This window comes from Gammaproteobacteria bacterium, assembly GCA_029880545.1.
Taxonomy (GTDB): domain Bacteria; phylum Pseudomonadota; class Gammaproteobacteria; order Acidiferrobacterales; family SZUA-150; genus JAOUOD01.
This window is the reverse complement of record JAOUOD010000001.1, coordinates 195196-215899: the sequence shown is the minus strand read 5'-3', so window position 1 is coordinate 215899 and position 20704 is coordinate 195196. Positions and strand designations below refer to the sequence as shown.

16 protein-coding genes are annotated in these 20704 nt (G+C 54.3%); 10 read left to right on the top strand and 6 right to left on the bottom strand.

The window, feature by feature from the left end:
* Nucleotides 1-48: 48 nt before the first annotated feature.
* The 6 genes from rlmJ to OEZ10_00875 all read right to left on the bottom strand — a co-directional run bounded on the left by rlmJ (nt 49) and on the right by OEZ10_00875 (nt 11342).
* On the bottom strand, nt 49-894 hold the full coding sequence (gene rlmJ / locus OEZ10_00900) for a 23S rRNA (adenine(2030)-N(6))-methyltransferase RlmJ (GenBank protein ID MDH5631530.1): 846 nt from the start codon (nt 892-894) through the stop codon (nt 49-51).
* Nucleotides 895-967: 73 nt separating this feature from the next.
* On the bottom strand, nt 968-2770 hold the full coding sequence (locus tag OEZ10_00895; GenBank protein MDH5631529.1) for an adenylate/guanylate cyclase domain-containing protein: 1803 nt from the start codon (nt 2768-2770) through the stop codon (nt 968-970).
* Nucleotides 2767-6447 (bottom strand): tetratricopeptide repeat protein, encoded by a 3681-nt coding sequence (locus OEZ10_00890; GenBank protein ID MDH5631528.1) that lies wholly within the window; start codon nt 6445-6447, stop codon nt 2767-2769. Before OEZ10_00890 ends, OEZ10_00895 begins: the two co-directional genes overlap by 4 nt.
* Nucleotides 6448-6651: 204 nt before the next feature.
* Nucleotides 6652-7110 (bottom strand): FxsA family protein, encoded by a 459-nt coding sequence (locus OEZ10_00885; protein MDH5631527.1) that lies wholly within the window; start codon nt 7108-7110, stop codon nt 6652-6654.
* Between the two features lie 70 nt (nt 7111-7180).
* On the bottom strand, nt 7181-7984 hold the full coding sequence (locus OEZ10_00880) for a hypothetical protein (protein MDH5631526.1): 804 nt from the start codon (nt 7982-7984) through the stop codon (nt 7181-7183).
* 85 nt (nt 7985-8069) lie between these two features.
* Nucleotides 8070-11342 (bottom strand): PAS domain S-box protein, encoded by a 3273-nt coding sequence (locus tag OEZ10_00875; protein MDH5631525.1) that lies wholly within the window; start codon nt 11340-11342, stop codon nt 8070-8072.
* Nucleotides 11343-11666: 324 nt separating this feature from the next.
* Between OEZ10_00875 and OEZ10_00870 the strand changes: the two genes are divergently transcribed.
* From OEZ10_00870 to fis, 10 genes are all read left to right on the top strand, one after another.
* A complete protein-coding gene (locus tag OEZ10_00870) occupies nt 11667-11999 on the top strand; it encodes a divalent-cation tolerance protein CutA (GenBank protein MDH5631524.1) in 333 nt (110 codons plus the stop codon).
* Between the two features lie 15 nt (nt 12000-12014).
* Nucleotides 12015-14279 carry a protein-disulfide reductase DsbD gene (gene dsbD, locus OEZ10_00865; GenBank protein MDH5631523.1) on the top strand — a complete coding sequence of 755 codons (2265 nt, stop codon included), beginning with the start codon at nt 12015-12017 and terminating at the stop codon, nt 14277-14279.
* On the top strand, nt 14280-14801 hold the full coding sequence (locus tag OEZ10_00860) for a TlpA family protein disulfide reductase (GenBank protein ID MDH5631522.1): 522 nt from the start codon (nt 14280-14282) through the stop codon (nt 14799-14801).
* Nucleotides 14802-15038: 237 nt separating this feature from the next.
* The gene (aroQ, locus tag OEZ10_00855; GenBank protein ID MDH5631521.1) at nt 15039-15482 is read left to right on the top strand and encodes a type II 3-dehydroquinate dehydratase; all 444 of its coding nucleotides are present in this window, start codon (nt 15039-15041) and stop codon (nt 15480-15482) included.
* A gap of 5 nt (nt 15483-15487) precedes the next feature.
* Nucleotides 15488-15946, top strand: coding sequence for an acetyl-CoA carboxylase biotin carboxyl carrier protein (accB, locus tag OEZ10_00850; GenBank protein ID MDH5631520.1), 459 nt, complete (start codon nt 15488-15490; stop codon nt 15944-15946).
* Nucleotides 15947-16005: 59 nt separating this feature from the next.
* Complete coding sequence (gene accC, locus OEZ10_00845) at nt 16006-17352, top strand: acetyl-CoA carboxylase biotin carboxylase subunit (GenBank protein MDH5631519.1); 1347 nt, start codon at nt 16006-16008, stop codon at nt 17350-17352.
* 200 nt (nt 17353-17552) lie between these two features.
* Complete coding sequence (gene prmA, locus OEZ10_00840; GenBank protein MDH5631518.1) at nt 17553-18437, top strand: 50S ribosomal protein L11 methyltransferase; 885 nt, start codon at nt 17553-17555, stop codon at nt 18435-18437.
* Between the two features lie 31 nt (nt 18438-18468).
* Nucleotides 18469-19302, top strand: a complete 834-nt coding sequence (locus OEZ10_00835) for a zinc-ribbon and DUF3426 domain-containing protein (GenBank protein MDH5631517.1) — start codon at nt 18469-18471, stop codon at nt 19300-19302.
* Between the two features lie 154 nt (nt 19303-19456).
* On the top strand, nt 19457-20443 hold the full coding sequence (gene dusB, locus OEZ10_00830) for a tRNA dihydrouridine synthase DusB (GenBank protein ID MDH5631516.1): 987 nt from the start codon (nt 19457-19459) through the stop codon (nt 20441-20443).
* Nucleotides 20440-20694: a DNA-binding transcriptional regulator Fis gene (gene fis / locus OEZ10_00825; protein ID MDH5631515.1), complete on the top strand. Its 255-nt coding sequence runs from the start codon at nt 20440-20442 to the stop codon at nt 20692-20694. The genes dusB and fis overlap by 4 nt, the downstream gene beginning before the upstream one ends.
* Nucleotides 20695-20704 lie beyond the last annotated feature (10 nt).

Below are 20704 nucleotides of genomic sequence, written 5' to 3'. Positions count from 1 at the left end.
CCGGGGGCCGGTTCACGGCTCCCGGGCGCAAGCGAGCTTTTCGGTCGCTTATTCCGGTACCAGCCAGTCGATGACATATCGGGCAGGGCTCCCGGTCGCCAGTTTTTTACCCAGCCACGACAGGCAGTGATCAAGCTCCGTATCCAACTGCCAGGGCGCATTGACCAGCACAACGCCGCAACCGACAAACTTTTTACCGGTGCGGGAGAAAGGCTCGATCATGAAACTGGCATGCAACATTTTGCGAATGCCGGTTTGTTTCAGGGAATCCAGAAACTGCTTCTGCAGTGATGCGGACATCACCGGGTACCAGACAGCATAGACACCATGGCCCCAGCGACGACTGGCCAGCTTCAGACCATCAACAACACGATCGTACTCATCCTTACGCTCGTAAGGCGGATCAATCAGCACCAGACCACGACGGTGCATTGGCGGCAAAAAGGATTTCAGTCCCTGGTACGCATCCTGCTTGTGAACTTTTACACGCCTGTCTTTTTCAAACAGGCCCGCCAATACCGGGTACTCCGCCGGGTGCAGCTCGGTCAACAACAAGCGATCATCATCACGCAACATGGATCGGGTGATCGCTGGTGAGCCAGGGTATTGATTCAGACCGGTACCGGCATTAAACGAACGCACAATATCCAGGTAGCGCTGTACCACAGCGGGAGTCACGGTTTCGGATACGATACGGCTGATTCCGTTTTCAAACTCACGCCCGTGCTGCGCTTCCTTGCTGTCCAGGCGGTACAGCCCCCGACCAGCATGAGTATCCTGCACGTAGATCGGCGTCTCCTTGCGCTGCATTGCCTGTAACAGCGCCACCAGCACAACATGCTTGACGACATCGGCAAAATTACCGGCATGATAACAATGTTGATAACCGAGCATTGGTCTGGTCCTGATAGAATTTACCGGGATGGCGGGACTGTATACGCCCGAAAATGATCTGCCGCAACCGTATTCAATCCCCGACCGTATCAGCAATTTTAATCTTGTAAATTGGTACGGCTTCCGCCTTGCCCTTTATCGGCGCCTTGTCGACAAACTCTACTCTCATTTGTTCGCCGACGATTTCTGCCGTTGCCTCACTGATCAAGATACCGGTGTCATATTGCTTGCACATGCCTTCAAGCCTTGACGCCAGGTTAACACTGTCACCGACAGCCGTGTAATCAAAGCGTTCCCCTGAACCCATGTTACCGACGATAGCCTCGCCCGTATGTATGCCTATACGCATATGGACATCGGGCATACCCTGCTGGCGGATCTCGCGGCGCATGACCGCGGCAGCCTGCTGCATTTTGACGGCCGCGGAGCAGGCATTTATGGCGTGATTGTCATCCTCCAACGGAGCGCCCCAGAACGCCATGATGGCATCACCAATATACTTGTCGACGGTACCGCCATAAGCATGAATGATTCGTGTCATTTCGGAAAAGTGGCGGTTCAACAACTGCGATACGGTTTCCGGGTCCAGCTGTTCGGACATGGTGGTGAACCCCTGCAAGTCAGTGAACATAATGGTAATGGTTCGCCGGGTGCCGCCAAGGACGAGTAACTCGGGATGCTGAATGATTTGAGACACCACTTCCGGGGCAACATAATGCTGAAACGCGCGTCGAATCTGTATTCGTTGCCGTTGCTCGGCGAGGTAGGCGAGGCCGCCACGAAACACGTACAAGGCGAACGGCGCCAATACAACCAGCGTCAGCGGTAACCAGGCATCATGTGTGCCAAACATCCACACCGCCAACAACATCACTGTCACGGCAACGGCAATGGTCACGGCCAGGCTACGAAGAGGCGACCAGTTGCGCATCGCCAATGCAGCAACGATCAACACCAGTATTGATAATACGTGGCGCAAGCTACCGGGCAACTCGGAGATACTGCGCTGCAACAGTGCATTGGCAATAAACGTGGCATGCACCTCTACCCCCGGCGTCAGGTGGGTACTGACCGGCAGGAACGGTGTCGGGTAGGCGTCCGGGCTGCCAGCGGTCAGCTCCGGTGCCACACGCGTATCCAGGCCAATTAAAACAATCCTGTCGCGGAAGGTTTCCTCCGGTAACATGGTATCGGCAGAAAGCGCCTGGTAATAGGAAACATACCGGAAACTGTGATCAGGCCCGAAATAACGTACGCGACTGTCTGGTTTGGCCGCGACTGGCATTGGCTCAGCAGAGACATTGCGAAAATACATATTCAGAGACTGTTGCCAGAAACTGTCAGTCTCTGTCGGCAACTGCCTCGGTACCAGGTCCAGATCCACGTTAATCACTGCCGATCCGGCAACGGCGCCAGCTTCAAGAAACCGGTTCAATGGATCGACCCGGATTAGCTGGCTGAACTGCTGTCGATCCTGCAATACCAGGTCACCGGCAAGAATAACATTACCGGCACGCCTGATGGCCGACTCAAGCAGGTTGTCTTCGACAGGATAGGATGGCTCGGCAAAGACAACATCGAAGGCAATGACAGCAGCGCCTGCCTGCCGCAATTCGTCGATCAGGCGGGCATGCAGGTTACGCGGCCACGGCCACTGCAGCTTTAATTCGGCAAAGGAAGCGTCGTCAATGCCAACGATGACCATCGGCACATCAAGTGACTTTGGCGCGGTGATTCTTGTCAGAAGGTCAAACTCTGCCAATTCCAGGCGGCGACCGGACTCAGACTGAAATGCCAGCAACAATCCCAGCCAGATAGCACAGACAATTACCGCAATTTTCCATACCCGGCGCATTAGCAGGTTATTGCCGGTCAAAATCGCATACTGGCTTCGGCGGTATATTGCGTTCCCCTGGTATCATCCATTGCATCATCCACGGAGAAACGAATCAGCCAGTGTTTTGCCGGTGATTGCCAGTAGATATCGGCCGCGCCGTTCCAGCCCGCGTCCAGTAACCGGGTATTGGCTTCATCGGCATACCGTTCCGAACGATGAATCATGCGCCCGACCAGGTAAAACCCGCCCGGGTGCGTCCAGCTCAAACCCAGTGCTGATGCGTAGGCGGGAAGATACGGAAGCCAGTTGTCCGTGTAAGTATCGCCGGTATTGGCAGATACCGTGTTGACATACTTGCCATAGACGCCCCAGCGCTCAGCCAACAGATAGTTAAGGGAGAAACCGCCGGAACTTATGGTACCGCTTTCGTAATCCGGCGTACTGATAAACTCCAGCAAGTCATCGCGGGTCAACGATCCCGGGTCGCGACTCTTGAGCTTGTCCAGCCCCTCAAGATCATTAATGGCATAAGGCGTGGTGATGGTGAAGCGGTTGTTATTGATTTCCTTGTAGTCCGCGAACGCACTGGCAAACAAGCGCGGCGTCAGCTCCCACTCAACCTGGCCGCGGCTGCGGGTCAACTCACCACCGCGGGCTACCAGGCGATCATCCAGCGCGATACCGGCTGTTGCCACGGAGCCCAGGGAACTGAACGATGCCGGCCGCACCCAGTTCTGGTAAGCAACCCGGATCACACCATGATCGGCAAAACGATAAGACATACCGAATCGCGGGCTGACCTGGTCATACTTGTAATCAAAATCGGTGGAGACTGGCGTGGTAGTCAATCCGAACGCAGGCGCTTCCAGGTAAAAGTCCTCGTGTGCCGTACGTTCATGCTGCTGATACCAGGCGTCCAGCTGCACCAGCCAGTTGGTGGTGAACTTTATTCGCGCCGAAACATAGGCATCTGATGAGTCCTCGGAATATGCCTGGTCAAATACACCATAGACAGGCGTTCCCAGCAAAACAGTGTTGGCCGTATCAAGCTGCCGGTACAAAACATCAGTTTCGCGATTGGCCTGTTCATAGCCCAGGGAAATCTCGTAATGATTTCCCAGGCCAATGGTTTGACGCACCGCGAACTCCGGTACATCAACGGTAACATCCATTTCCACCGATTCTCCGGCAATCATGCCCTCTACAATGTCGCCGGATTGAAAGTTACCGGCCTTAAACCATAACTGTGATCGTGGAGAAAACTTGATGTGAGCACCAAGATCCGCCCGATCTGATATCAAAGCTTCATCGAACTGGTAACTGACGCCACTGGCCAAATCAGTGCCTTCAACACCGGTAAGCAAATCCCCTCGATCTGCAAACAGGAACATGCCCAGGAAATGGCTGGGCTTGAATCCCAGCGCCAGTGTATAACTATCCCTCTCATACGGGCCAGAATCAAAATCAAGATCAAAATTCTCGAAAGCGCCATAATACGCCAGCGGCATAATGCCATTACTGAATCCACTCAGCTCGATGAACGGACTGGTGCCTGAAAAATCTTCATCACCATCATTTGAGCTGGTACCCCGATACGAAACATTGATGTTTTGACCTGGTTTTTCCACCAGCGTCTGGAACAGGTTACTCGCACCAAACACGGTGGGATCAGCAATAAAGCCCTGGAACAGTTCCGAGTTCTTGGTAAACAGCCCGGCATAGCGATCCGCCAGGAACAGGTGGCTGCCGGCCCAGAACGGGTAATAGGATTCCTGTGCATACATTTGCGCCCAGTCTTCCATACCCATGAACGCAAATGCCTGGCCAAGGTTGGTGGTACCCCGCTGGGTGTTGGCCAACTGGTTCAGTGATTTCAGGTTTGGCATTAACGCCGATGCCTTGCGCGCTTCGGAGATGGCCTCACCGGGTCTGAGCAAATCAGAATAAATGATGCTTGCCAACAAATGCGGCATCGGATCATTGGCATCCAGCTCGGCAGCGACACGCAATTCTTCCAGCGCCTGGTTAACATAACCCGACTGGTAATAAGCGACACCGGTATACATGCGCGCCCGCGCATAACGTGGTTCCATTAATCCTGCGCGCAGGAACATGTCCAGCGCTTCTGCCGTACGGCCACGCTTGAGCTGCAGTATGCCGAGCCCTGTCAACGCGCGGTAATCGGAAGGGTTCTGTTTCAATGCGCTTTCGAAAGCCGCTTCGGCATCATCAAAATTGTTGGCAAAACTTTCCAGTACACCGAGCTCGCTCTGGTAGCCCGGTCCAGCCGGGCTGAGCGACAATGCTTTTTCCAGCTGTACACGTGCATCAGAGACATACTCACGCTCGGTATTAACCACGCCTAACCCGAACCATGCTGCAGACTTTTCCGGGCTTTCCCTGGTTGCAAGTCTGTAGGCTGACAGGGCCTCATCGGCATCACCTTCCACGCGAGCCAGCTCACCACCGGCAATACGGGCTTCATAAGAACGTGAATCTTTTTGTTGTGCTGCCTTGATGGCCTTATGGCTGTCCTCGCTCCTGTCAGCCAACATGTACAGCCTGGCCAGCTGCGCGTAACAGCGGGCATTATCCGGGAATCGACGCTGCGCCTGCTCGGCATAATTCAGGGCCCGGGACAGCTCACCGCTGTAAACCATAATATCGGACAGGACGAGATACGCTGCGGGTTGTCGCAGACCGCGATTGCCAATTAACCGGCTCAACCGGGTAATAGCGCTGCCAAGATCGTCCTGTCCTGCATCCACAGCCACCCGGCCGATTTCCGCCAATTCACCAACATTGCCGCCTGCGGAGACGCGACCAAACAGCGCGCCGGCCTGGCGCCAGTTCTTTCTGGCCAGGGCCGCGTAGCCCAGCCCGACCGCGGCCGCAGCATGCAGCCGATCCATGCCTAACGCCTTATTATACTCTTCCTCTGCCTGCTTCCATTGGCCCATGTCCGCATAAATGTTTCCCCGGTCTACATGGGCATCAACCGAATCACCGCGAATTTCAGCCAGGGACTGTTTCAATGGCTTGATCGCTGCGGAATAAAAGTAGATATGCTGAAGAGGATCGATGGAATAGGCGGTCACCCATTGCACCCTGTCGCGCGGTTGCACGATTACCAGCTTTACCGGCGCCTTGCCCACTTCGGCGCGAGCCTGCTCGTTCCTGCCAACCAGGACGCGACCGTGATCATTATAAAAATCCACTTCGCCACTGAGCACCGTAATCGTGGCAGCACCGCGATCATCCACCTCGATATCCCAATCGGTGCCGCGAATGGCAGCCGTTGCTGACGGTGTATTCATCAACAAGCCACGGGGAAGAGTTTTGGTCTGGGTCCAGACACGCCCGCGGTTCAGGTTTATCACGGTATTGGTACCGGTTGCCGTTCCCTGGACGGACTTGATCATTAATACGGTTTTCTGGTTGACGCGAATCTGGGTGCGATCCCGGAACAGGATGCCCATGCGGCTGTAATTGCCGGTACGGATATAGTTGCCGTTAAATAGATCTTGACTGACTCGCGCGCCCCGCCATTGCGCCGCATCATTGTCTTTGTGTTCGCCGCTTCCCTTGATGCTGACAATTTCGCCAGCTTTCCCTGGCTGGTCTTCGGCGGCTACCGCAACCAGGTTGCCCGACGCGATGCAAATCCCGAACAATGCAATAGCCGGTCGAATCCATCTTACATGAAGGTTTTCCATCTCCTTGTCCCCCTGGCCTGAATCCAGCCGAATATCATGGCATTCGAATAATTCTCCCGACAGGCATTATAACGCTATCACCCGCAGGCTCCAGCGTCAGTGCAAGGCAACCATTAAACCGAAGATTATTGACAGGAGTAGCTGGTGATTTTTCAGGCGATTCCGCGGAAATATGCGAACAGACCGAAATCGATGAAGGCAGGATTAATGATAATGATTGTCATCGCCACGCCACTGTCCTTCCAGGGGCGCCTGACGGGTCTGGTCAAAGGGCTTGTCCGATGCATGACTGGCCGCATAAGCATTTACCATGACACCACTACGCCGCAGCGCAAACACGACCAACTGGCGCCGAAGCGGAGGTACCAGCAGCATAAAACCGAGGCCATCAGTAAAGAATCCGGGGGTCAGCATCAGCGCACCGGCCATGAACAAGGCCAGCCCTTCAAGCATCTCGATGGCCGGCGGTTCTCCGCGGCGCATCGAATCCTGGATCCTGCGAAGGGTCGACAAGCCCTGGGCGCGAACCATGGCAGCCCCGGCAACAGCCGTACCCACAACGGCGACAATGGTCCAGCCGGCGCCGATCATGCTGCCAACCTGGATCAACAACCAGATCTCCGCCAGCGGAACCAGCAGGAATGCAAGAAACAAATAAGGCAAGGGAGTATCCGTTAAATGAACCAGTATCTATATGCGGACAAATACGGGAAATTCAACGCTGCTTCGGTCATCAATCAGACGTGCTTAAAACAATATCCGGAAACCGGACATGGCTTATGCCGGTCTTCTTCTCCAGGAAAGCCAGTAGTGCCCCACCTTTTTCCGGGTCGGAATCAAGCATGCCGCGGGTATCGACATTGTACCAGTCGCCATCATCACCGAACCGGATACGAGTGCTGAAATATGAGTCCTTGATCTTCCCGGTTCGGGTGTTCTTCTCAACCGTAAGCTGGCGCTCTATGGTCGTGATATTTTCATAACGATACTCGGTTTCTCCCAGTGCAAAGAAGCCACTGTCAACAATGCGATCTTCGCGGAATACTGTATAGGTATCTGCGAGGAACACGGAGAATAACAGGCTCAGGGGCACAACAAACACGGCCATTCTGCCTAGCGCCTTGCGATCATCACCACCGGCACGGCGCTTCTGGTAATAAATAAATTCTTTCAGGGCTTGCGGCTTCAGTAATATCTTTTCCAGGAATATCCCTACAGGTGCAACCAGCATGATACCCAGGAACAACGCCGGAAACATTTGCATAAAGTCACTTGCCCGGTAAACGATTATTCCCGAATCTGGATCGGGCAAGGCCATGTGTGCAAGCCACGCCAGCACATACCAACTGATCACACCGAACAATGCCATGGCGGGTATCACGGCCACGCCGATAGCCAGATAGATATTGCCCCAGCGCTGATCCAGCTCTTCGTAAGGCGGGTAGTCATCCGGGTCTTCCGAAATAGGTACGGCCTTCATAACATGGCGGAGGACGACCGGCACCACCACTGCCACAACGATTGCGGAGTAATTCATTGATCTCTCTCCCCCCGGGAACCAGTTGGCTCAATACCATATCCATAGCACAAAACCGGGCGTGGAGGCAGAGCCAGTATAAGGATTATACCGGGGTATTACTGACTGGAAGCTCGAAGTAAAACGTTGAACCCCGCTCTGCCGCGGACTCGAAGCCGATACGCCCCTCCATTTGCTCAATCAACTCCCGACTGATTGCCAACCCAAGGCCGGTACCACCGGAGTTTCGGGTATTGGTGGCATCGGCCTGGGCAAATTTTTCAAACACACGGTTACGAAACTCGTCGGATATACCCGGCCCCTTGTCGATGACCTCAATGCGAACGTTTCCGCCGCTTCTCGAGGTGCGAATGCGGACTACTCCTCCAGGCGGGGAAAACTTGGCCGCATTGGACAGCAAGTTGGTCAATACCTGCAGCAGTCGCTGCTCATCAACGGAGACATTAATGTCGTCAACCCGACCATCCGCCAGGAATCGAACATTATATTGCTCGGCATACGGCTGATTGTCGTGTACCGCCTGATCGACAATCTGCATCAATGGCTGTACTTTGAAATTCATGGCCATTTTGCCGGCTTCCAGTTTTTCAATATCCAGCAACTCGTTGATCAGGGTCGAAAGCCGTTGGCTGTTTTTCCTGGCAATCGCCACCATCTCCCTTACCTGCGGCGGCAAATCTCCAAGATAATCCCCGGAAATCAGCCCAAGCGCTGCAACAATCGACGTCAGTGGTGTGCGCAATTCGTGACTGGCCGTAGAGATGAACTCTTTCTTGATCTGCTCGACTCGCTTTCGATCGGAAATATCAATCCACGAGCCAACTATCTCAACGGGATCGCCGTTAAGATCAACGATCAGGCGCAGATCGTCGTAGAACCAGCGATAGCTGCCATCGGGCATGCGAAACCGGTATTCGTGGTTGTGGTGTCCATGCTCAAACAGCTGCGGAAGATTCTCAAACACTCTTGGCGCATCATCAGGATGAATATGATCGGCCCAGAAACCGGGGTCACCGGTAAATTCTTCCGGACTATACCCCATCAGTCGATGGGCGTTGGCGCTGATAAATGTGGCGCCAAAAGGCGGAGTAGCATCGCAAGTATAAATAACGGTTGGACTGGATAATAACAGGAAGCTTAATCGTGACTCGCTTTCTCTCAAGGCGGCCTCGGCATGTTTACGTTCGGTAATGTCCATGGCAACACCAATGGTTCCCCTGAATTCACCGTCCTGGTCTATCCACGGCTGGTAATGTGTTTCGTAGGTGCGATCGACAACATCCTGGTCAAGGAACAGCGTTTCACCCCGCAGTGCGCGTTTCACCGTATTCAATAATTCGGGGAAATCAGCATATACGTCAAACACGCTTTGACCCACCACCTGCCCCGGCGTCAGTCCGAGGTCCTTCAATCCCCTGCCCTCCGACATCAGGAATCTTCCGTCTTTGTCCAGCATCCACAATACCATGGGCACAGCCATAATAATCGATCTCAGTTGCGCGGTGCTTTCATGAAGCGCTTTTTCCGTACGCTTGCGCTCGGTGATATCGCGCACCACGGCCTGCAGCAGGTTGCGCCCACCAAGCATCATTGGCGTCAGCAACACTTCGGCAGGAAATACCTCGCCGTTGGTTCGTTGATGCAACCATTCAAACAGGTTGTGCCCTTTACTGAATGCCGTTGCAATTTTTTCATCGGCCGCTGACAACGAATCCCGTCCGTCCGGCTGAAACTCCGGAGATATCTCTGAAGGATGCTTGCCAAGAAAATCGGCTTTTGAGCTGGCGCCAAACATGGCCAGGGTGGCCTGGTTGCAATCAATGAAACCGGCCTCATCCAGGGTCATGTTGGCATCCTCGGACAATTCGAACAGGTTTCGATAGCTATCCTCACTTTCTTGCAGCTGTTTTTGCGTATTTGCGGCATCTACAATCTGGCCAATGGTGGTCAACATCGGGGCCAGGAAAGACACGATGCTGTCATCATATCCACCAGGACGATTGGCGATACCAAGCATGGCCACCATTTCGGTGTTGTGGTAAATCGGCAATCCGAGAAAGGCGGTCAATGGTGGATGACCTTCCGGCAATCCTCCGCGCCTCGGGTCGTTGGCCGGGTCGTTGGCAATCACCGCCTCACGACTGGTCAGTACCGAACCAAACAGGGTTTTGAGATTATGGAACTCAAGACCGAGAGGGGCATTGTCCTGATAAAACCGGCGAGTTTCATCGTTCCAGGAAATATCCGTGATTGCATAGGTTTTGAGGTAGAGATCACCACCTGCACCGGTCAGCACTTCGCCAATAAAACCGTAATCACTGTTCGTCAGCTTCAATATATCGGTCAACAGGCTTTCAAAAGCCTTGTTGCGGTCCGGCTGACGAATGAATTCGGATTGCGCACGGCTGATGGCCAGGCTAAGCCGCCTATGAAGATCTACAACCCGGTCCAGCTGCCATTGTTGCAGACGACTGGACACCCAGTCGCCGAACAGTCGCATGAATTCCAGTTCGGCACCGGTAAAGTCCCGCGGCTCACGTGGCTCCGAAGAGGAGAAATTCAGTGTCCCGCAGGACTTGCCGTGCATGTACAAAGGCACACCGATGTAACTTTCCAGTCCGAATTCCTGGTAACAAGGATGCCCGGCGTGCCTGCTCTTGCGCATATGCGTAACAGGTAACACGTCACCTGACTGCAAGGTAATGCTGCAATAGGTCTTACCAAGCTCGAACCGGGCGCCATCCTCCAGCACACCAGGAGGCGAAACCTGCACCAGCACCTCGTAATCTTCGGCTTCAATACTACTGATAATGCCAATTGGCAACCCGAGGTAAGCACAACCAATGGTCAACGCCTCGCGCAGCAACTCGCGAATGTCGTCATTGTGAAGTGTTGTAATTCGGGTCAGGGTAACCAGTGCGTCCTGCTGGTGCCGACGACGATGCTCAATAATTTCCGTTTCAACGCAATTTGCAAGATCGCGCAAAGCCTTGCGCTGCGGCTCGGTCAATTGTCGGGGTTTATAGTCGGCAATACACAAGGTGCCGACCCGCATTCTATCATCGGAATGCAGCGGCGCCCCGGCATAAAACCGGATATTCGGCGCAGCAACTACCAGCGGGTTGTTGGCAAAGCGCTCATCAAGACGGGCGTCCTGAATCTCGAGTATGTCATCACTTAATATAGTATGTCCGCAAAACGAGATATCCCGCCCGGTTTCGCTGACACTCAAGCCCTGCGCAGACTTGAACCATTGGCGCCTGGCATCAACGAGAGTAATCAGGGCGATCGGGGCATCAAACAATTGTTGTGCCAGCCGGGTAAGCCGATCAAAACGCTCGTCAGATGCCGTATCCAGAATCGCGCAGGCATGCAAACTCTCGAGACGATCAGGTTCGTTTTTTGGAAGTGCGGGTGCCTGCATCCTGTCTCCGGGATTCTCCTGGCGATACTGGTGCATTGGTAATTTTATTGTCTTTATTTCTCTTTACCATATATGACCAATGCCGGGGTATACACTGGCTACGGCAGGCTCGGCTACAGCTTTTTCAATTGTTTACATATTACATCTGGGGAATTACCTGGCACCCAGGGCACGCAACCGAAGCCCGCGCGCGCTGTTGCCGGGAAATTTTCCTGATGTATGATGCGTGTTTGATCAAAGGACCTGCCGCTGCCGCGCATGACAATCCGACAAACCAATACAGGCGTTCACATCGTTTTGACTACCTGCCCGAACCGGGACACAGCGCAGACCCTTGCCAAGACCCTGGTGGAACAAAACCTGGCAGCCTGCGTCAATATAATTGATGGCGTGCGATCAGTATATAAGTGGAACGGCGGTATCCAGGATGACGCTGAACTGCTGCTGTTGATTAAATCGCCGGTGGAACACTTTCCTGTTCTGAGGGACCGACTGCTGGAGTTGCATCCCTACGAACTTCCTGAGATTGTGACGGTCCCAGTTACTGATGGCCTCGCGGGTTACCTGGACTGGATCCTGAATTCAAAGTAAAAGCGATATATAACAATGACTTATTTCTGCTTTGGCAAAAAATATTTGACCGCCTTGCTCTTCGCCCTGCTGGCACTGCCCGGGGCCTGGGCCAATTCCCTGCTGACCAACGATGATCAGCCGCTGGATCCGGATATCGCCTTTCAGCTTTCCACTCGCGTCGTTGATGCCAATACCGTGGAGGCCAGCTGGGTGGTTGCCAAGGGCTACTACCTGTACCGAGACAAGTTTGAGTTCGGCGTGATCGACGGCGGTGTCAGCCTGAAACCGGCGGTCTATCCAAAGGGTGAAATCAAACAGGACCCGCTGTTCGGCCAGGTGGAAACCTATACCGACAAGGTCACAATCACGCTGCCACTGAGTCGCAGCAAGGCCGAGGCCCACCTGGTTACCTTGCGGATCGGCTACCAGGGCTGCAATGAACCCATTGGCGTCTGTTACAACCCGGTCAAGAAAGAGGCAGTCCTGAACCTGCCGGCCGGCAACATTGATGCAGGGAATAATGTATCCGACCCGACTGCTGCTGCCACGCTCAGCTCCAGTGATGGCATTCCCAGCAACCAGGTTGAATTTCTGAAGCCTGACGAAGCCTTTAAAGTCGCGGCGCTGGCTTCCGGTGAAACCGGTCTGCGTCTGAATTTTGATATCGCCGAAGGCTACTATTTGTATCGCGACAAGTTTCGCTTTGTACTGGATAACGGCGGCAACAAAACCGAACTGAATTCGATCGAGCTGCCGGCAGGCAAAATCAAGGATGACCCGAGCTTTGGCAAAACCGAGATCTACCCGCACAGTTTCAGCCTGACCACATCATTCACTAACGACCAGTTGTCCGCTTCACCGGTATTACGCGTGCATTACCAGGGCTGCAAGGACAAGGGCATTTGCTACCTGCCAACGGTGAAGAAATTCCAGTTGCGCCTTGATGGCAACAAGCTGTTAGTAGAGCCGTTTGGCCAAGCTGATGCACCGGTCTCCGGCGACTCGCCTATCGGCATGAAAGAAGGCTACCTGGCAGCGATATTCGGCGCTTTCATAGTTGGCCTGTTGCTCAGCTTCACGCCTTGCGTACTGCCGATGATCCCGATCCTGTCCAGCGTCATCATTGGCCAGAGTGACCGTGAATTCAACAAGACCCGGGGCGGCCTGCTGGCAGCCAGTTACGTACTGGGTACAGCCTTTACCTACTCCATTGCCGGCTATGTCGCCGGCAGTACCGGTGAGCAGTTGCAGGCCTATTTTCAGAATGTCTGGGCCATTAGCATCATGAGCGGACTGTTTGTACTGCTGGCACTGTCCATGTTCGGGTTTTACGAACTGCAAATTCCGTCAGGCATCCAGACCCGGTTACACATGCACTCTGACCGGTTCAAGAACGGCTCTTTCATTGGAATATTCTTTCTCGGCGCCATCTCGGCGCTGATCGTTGGCGCCTGCGTTTCGCCACTGCTGATTTCCGCGCTGAGTATTGCCATCGCCAGCAAGGACCCGATTCTTGGCACCCTGATCATGTTTGCCATGGCCTGGGGCATGGGCCTGATCCTGATCGTTGTCGGCATTGGTGCCGGCGCGCTGGTACCCAAGGCCGGCGGCTGGATGGAGCGCGTCAAGCACTTCTTCGGTGTCATGCTGCTTGGCGTCGCGATCTACTTGCTGGGCACACTGCCGCAAGTGCCAGTGCTGCTGCTTTGGGGCCTGCTACTAATCATTACCGCCATGTACTTTGGTGCACTTGAACAGGTTCCGCAAGGAAGCAGTGGCTGGCGATATTTCTACAAGGGTATCGGTATAGTCATGATTACCTGGGGCGTTATGGCCCTGTTTGGTGGCGTACTGGGCAATCGCGATATCCTGCGACCGATTCCGGAGCAGTTACTGCAAGCCGGCACGATGAGCAGTGTTGAAGCGCATGCCACACCGTTGTTTAACAACGTGGATTCGCTGGAACAAATACAGCAATTAATGGACAGCGCCAGGACAGATGGCAAACCGGTGCTGGTGGATTTCTATGCCAGCTGGTGTACCGATTGCGTACGCATGGAAAAAACCACGTTTATGGATGCCGGTATCCGCCAGGGCATGCAGCGTTTTGTGCGGCTGAAAGTAGACCTTGAAGACGCCAACGACCCGGATTCCAAAAAAATCAAAAAACACTTCGGTATTTTCGGGCCCCCGGCCATGCTGTTTTTTGACAGCAAGGGCGAAGCGCGTAAAAATATCAATTTTTACGGCTATAAAACCGTGAACGAGCTGTTAGTCATTCTCGACAAGGTTAATTAGATGAATAAAAAACAATTACTCATCGCCGCGTTTATCGCGGCGTTGGCATTTGCAGCCGGAGGCTGGCTGGCACTGCAACAACAAACCTCGCGCGTCGATAACGGCGCCGGCAACCGCGTTGCCTTCAGCCTGCCGGACATGACCGGCAAGTCGCGCGCCATCGACGAATGGAACGGCAAGGTCATGTTGCTCAATTTCTGGGCCACCTGGTGTCCGCCATGCCGAGAGGAAATTCCCGCCTTTGTCGAGGTGCAGGAGCAATTCGGTGGCCAGGGCTTCCAGATCATTGGCGTGGCGATAGACAAAAAAGAAGACATCAGCGACTTCATGGATACATTTTTCATCAACTACCCGGTCCTGGTAGGCGATGACACAACCCTCAAACTGATGGCTGACTACGGAAATCGAATTGGCTCGTTGCCCTACAGCGTAATCATGGACCGTGAAGGCAGGATTATCGCCCGAAAAATCGGCGCATACCGTAAATCAGAGCTGGTCGAATTGATCAAGCCGCTACTTTGAGGCAGTGGGCATAAGTCTCTGTTTTTACATTGGAAATTGATTATTTGTGCCGATCTTCAGAAAAAAATAACCGAATTTCGGTTATTTCCACATTTTCTGGACATTCCCCCCTTCTTCGGCAATAATTTAATGAATGAGACAGATCGCCGCACGATCCTGTCTAATTCCCGCCTGATAAAAGCGAATAACTAAAAATCAGGTGTTTTAAATGATTTTCGAGGGACGGGACACACGCACATGGCCAAATTACTGGTAGTTAATGGCCCCAATCTGAACCTGCTTGGCACCCGCGAGCCGGATCACTACGGCCGTACCACGCTGGCCGATATTGAAAACCAACTCAAAGCCGGTGCCAGCACTGCCGGCCATACGCTTGAATGCTTTCAGAGTAACGCCGAACACGCCATTGTTGACCGGATTCAGCAGGCCGGCCAGGACGGCGTCGATTTTGTCATTATCAACCCGGCGGCTTTTACCCATACCAGTGTCGCCATCCGCGACAGCCTCGCTGCCACCCGTATTCCGTTCATTGAGATTCACCTGTCGAACATCTTCGCCCGCGAGGAATTCCGGCAACACTCTTACTTTTCCGACCTGGCTGTTGGCATTATCAGCGGCCTGGGCGCAACCGGTTACCAGCTGGCCCTGCAAGGGGCCCTTAGCCACATCAATAAAGGTTAAACAAGATGGATATTCGTAAAGTCAAAAAGCTCATCGAGATGCTGGAAGAATCCAGCCTCGCCGAAATCGAAATCAACGAAGGCGAAGAATCAATTCGCATCAGCCGTGCCAGCTCGGTAACACCGGCCGCGACTCACATGATGATGCCGGCACCAGCCCCGGTTGCAGCGCCAGCCGCACCAGCCCCGGTTGCCGAAGCACCAGCTGCAGGCGGCAGCACCGTACCCAGCGGCCACGGCGTCAAGTCGCCGATGGTAGGCACGTTTTACCGCGCATCATCACCGGGTTCCAAGCCATTCGTTGAAGTGGGCGCCACCGTCAATGCCGGCGACACACTTTGCATTATCGAAGCCATGAAGATGCTCAATGAAATCGAAGCCGACAAGGCCGGTACCATCAAGGCCATTCTTAAAGAGAATGGCGAACCGGTTGAATACGGCGAAGTCATGTTTGTCATCGAGTAACAGCGAACAATTGTCAGTTGCCCGCACACCAGTGGCGACTGACAAGGCGGAACCAGATCATGATTGAAAAAGTATTAATCGCCAACCGTGGCGAAATTGCATTACGCATTCAGCGCGCCTGCCGCACTCTTGGCATCAAGACTGTCGCCGTATATTCGGAAGCTGATCGCGAAGCCAAGTATGTCAAGCTGGCGGACGAATCAGTTTGTATCGGCCCGGCCATGGCCACGCAAAGCTACCTGCACGTACCGGCCATTATCAGTGCCGCCGAAGTCACCGACGCTGTTGCCATTCATCCCGGCTACGGCTTCCTGTCAGAAAACGCTGACTTTGCCGAACGCGTCGAAGAAAGCGGCTTCAAGTTTATCGGCCCGACACCGGAATCCATTCGCATCATGGGCGACAAGATTGCCGCCATTGAAGCCATGAAGAAATCCGGTGTACCGACCGTACCCGGCTCTGATGGCGGGCTCGATGAAAACGATGAAGAAAACCTGCGCCTGGCCCGTCAAATCGGTTACCCGGTTATTATCAAGGCAGCCGGTGGCGGTGGTGGCAAGGGCATGCGTGTCGTGCACAGTGAGGCCAACTTGCTGGCTGCCATCTCCCTGACCAAGACCGAAGCCGGTGCCGCATTCAACAACAGCACCGTGTACATGGAGAAATTCCTGGAAAACCCGCGCCACGTGGAAATCCAGGTACTGGCTGACGAACATGGCAATGCCATCCATCTTGGCGAGCGTGATTGCTCACTGCAGCGTCGTCACCAGAAAGTGGTGGAAGAAGCACCGGCACCCGGCATTACCCCGCAACTGCGCAGCAGCATCGGCGAACGTTGTGCCGAAGCCTGTCGCAAAATCGGTTACCGCGGCGCCGGCACCTTCGAGTTCCTCTATGAAAACGGCGAGTTCTACTTCATCGAAATGAACACGCGTGTGCAGGTGGAACACCCGGTTACCGAACTGATTACCGGTGTCGATATTGTCCAGGAACAATTGCGAATCGCTTCCGGTGAACGACTTGCCTACAAGCAGGAAGATATCAAGATCAACGGCCATGCCATTGAATGTCGTCTCAACGCCGAAGATGCCAGGACCTTCCTGCCATCACCGGGCAAGATCACCCAGTTTCACCAGCCCGGCGGTCCCGGCATTCGCGTCGATACCCATATCTACAATGGTTACACGGTACCGCCGTACTACGACTCCATGATTGGCAAGCTCATCGCCCATGGCCGTACCCGTGACGAAGCCATGCAGCGCCTGCGCATCGCCCTGAGTGAAGTGGTCGTCGAAGGCATCAACACCAATATCGACCTGCACCGACGCATCATGGAAGACGCCGGTTTTGCCGCCGGTGGCGTCAACATTCACTACCTGGAAAAGAAACTGGGAATGTCGCATTAAATACAACAGTCAGAATTAAAAAAGCCCGCTACTGCGGGCTTTTTTAATGGCTCATAACTCCGTCAGAATACGGCGCCGTATTCCATTGATGGATCATAAATATTGTTATCCTTTCTATGCGCCTGAGCAGGCAGCATCTACAACGCGGGCAATAAACTACCACGGTCGCCATCACCCCAAAACTGCTTTATCATCCAGCCATGCCCTGGCTCCAGATTCACATTTCCGCCTCTCCCGACAACGCCGAGTTTATCTCGGAGTTGCTCAGCGCCGCCGATGCGCTGGCGGTCACCTTTCGTGATGCCGGCGACGAACCCTTGCTGCAACAGACGCAGGAAGCGCGCGGCCTGTGGAGCCAGACCCAGGTGACCGGCCTGTTTGACAACAATGCCGATGCCCAGGCCATTGTTAACAAGGTCGAACTCGGACTCGGGCAGCGCCCGGTTTGGCACGCCGAAACCCTGGCCGACGAGGACTGGACGCGCAGCTGGATGGAGCGTTTCACGCCCATGCATTTCGGTGGCCGCCTGTGGATAGTGCCCAGCTGGCACACGCCACCGGTTGCTGATGCCGCCAACATCCTGCTGGATCCAGGCCTGGCTTTTGGTACCGGCACCCACGCCAGTACGGCCTTGTGCCTGAACTGGCTGGCGGAACAGCCGCTTGAAGGAAAAACGGTTATTGATTACGGCTGCGGCTCCGGCGTGCTCGCCATCGCCGCGCTGAAACTGGGTGCTGCCGATGCCTGGGGGATTGATAATGATCCATTAGCGTTGCCGGTGACTCTGGAAAATGCCGAAAAGAACGGCGTAGCTGAGCACATGCATGCGGCGTTGCCGGAAGACTTTCCGGGCGATCAACAGGCGGATGTGGTGCTGGCCAATATTCTGGCCGAACCCCTGCAACAACTGGCCAATATCATAGCCGGGCACGTCAAGCCCGGTGGCTGGCTGGTACTGGCCGGGTTGCTGGATGAACAGGCCGATGCCGTGGCGGCTAGCTATCCTGAATTCAGCCTCGAAAAAACCAGTCGCGACGGCTGGACCCGGCTGGCCGGTGTTCGCGGCGTACAACAAAAAAGCTGACAACAGCGAACAAACTATTACACTACGATCTATGTATTGTCGCTGTCCCGAATGCCAGACGGTATTTTCCATCACCTCACAACAGTTGCAGGAACGCAATGGCCTGGTCCGCTGCGGTCATTGCACAACCGTGTTCCGCGGTGATCAAAACCTGGTAGGCAGTCCGGCAGCGGCCCCAGCGAAGCCGGTCAAAGCTCCGGTCGCGGTGCCAACACCGGCGGAATCCAGCACCCCAATATCCACGGCTGCAGACGCCACGACGCCGGCGCTTCCGGAATTCAAAATCGATACGCGCCCTCGTCGTCATATCCGGCCTGACCAGACACAACTCAGCCGGGACGAAGCACGCGATATCCTGAAAGAACTGACCGGTCGCCGCCCCGGCCAGCGTACGCGCCCGGTCTACTGGGGACTGGGCAGCCTGGTGCTGTTACTGCTGGTATGTGCGCAAACACTTTATTACTACCGGGATAACCTGGCCTGGCATCCGCAATTGGGCAGTTATATCCACCAGGCCTGCGAGTTCGCCGGTTGCACCATCGCGCCACGCCAGGACGTGGCGCTGATCGAACTCACCGGCACATCAGTGGCGCCACACCCCAAGTTCAAATCCGCCTTGCGCATCAAGGCCACGCTGATTAACCGGGCTAAGTACGAACAACCTTTTCCACACATGGAAGTCAAACTGACCAACCGTCGTGGCGAAACCACGTCGCGCAGACTGTTCGGACCGGATAACTATCTCGACAAGGAAGAAAGAACATCCGGATCCATGTCTCGCAATACCGCCAACCGTATACAACTGGATGTCACCAGCCCGGATGATGCTACCGAGGGCTACGAAATTCGGCTGGTTGCCCAATAATTAATCAAAACGTCGTTGGCTTCACGTTTTAAGACAAGCACTTACAAAATACACTCCCCGCGCCAGTCAATTTTGGGTATGATTGCCGCCCTTTTTTCAAAACCATATGTACCCTGGACAAACCAACCGGGCATCAAGCGCGGCGGGAAAGCGTATGCAAATTGGTCCCTACAAACTGGACAACAATCTGTTCCTGGCACCCATGGCGGGGGTAACAGATCGACCATTCCGACAACTGTGCAAACAGCTGGGTGCCGGCATGGCTGTATCCGAGATGGTGACATCCAACTCCTTATTATATGGCAGCGCCAAAACCCGGCGCCGCGCCAACCACGAAGGTGAAACCGAACCCAAGTCCGTGCAAATTGCCGGCGCCGACCCGGACATGCTGGCCCAGGCCGCGCAATACAACGCACAAAACGGCGCCCAGATTATCGACATCAACATGGGTTGCCCGGCCAAGAAGATCTGCAATGTCATGGCCGGCTCGGCACTGCTCCAGGATGAAGTGCTGGTGGCACGCATACTTGAATCCGTCGTCAAGTCAGTCGATATCCCGGTTACGCTGAAGATTCGTACCGGCTGGAACAAGGACAACCGTAACGCCACAACCATTGCCCGCATTGCCGAAGAATCCGGCATCCAGGCACTGGCGATTCATGGCCGCACCCGCGCATGCATGTACAAGGGTGACGCGGAATACGACACCATTGCAGAAGTCAAATCACGCATTGGCATACCGGTGATTGCCAATGGCGACATAACAACACCGGAAAAGGCGAAACATGTGCTCGACTATACCGGCGTCGATGGCGTCATGATTGGTCGGGCCGCCCAGGGAAGACCGTGGATATTTCGCGAAGTTGAGCATTACCTGAAAACCGGCGAAATGCTCGAGCCACCCAGCCTGACCGAGGTTCGTGATACCTTGCTCGGTCACCTGGACAACCTGTACCTGTTTTACGGCGACTACACGGGTACACGTGTAGCCCGCAAGCATATTGCCTGGTACAGCAAGGGCACCCGAGGAGGCGCAGACTTCCGCAGGCTGATCAATCAAAGCGAAGATGCATCGGCACAAAAAGAGATCGTAGAAACCTTTTTTGAACACCAAATTAACGAAGTGGGGTGGGCAGCGTGACTACACGCAAGAAAGATATTGATGAAGGCGCACTGGCAAAGTGCGTCACCCGGAGTCTTGAACGATACTTCAAGGATTTAAACGGCACCAACGTAAATAATGTATATGAGCTTGTGTTAAAAGAAGTTGAACGACCGCTGCTGGAAGTAATCATGAAGCATGCGGAAAGCAACCAGTCTCGTGCCGCGGACATGCTTGGCATAAACCGCAACACGTTAAGGAAAAAACTCACTCAATACAACTTGATCTAATCAGGGGGCG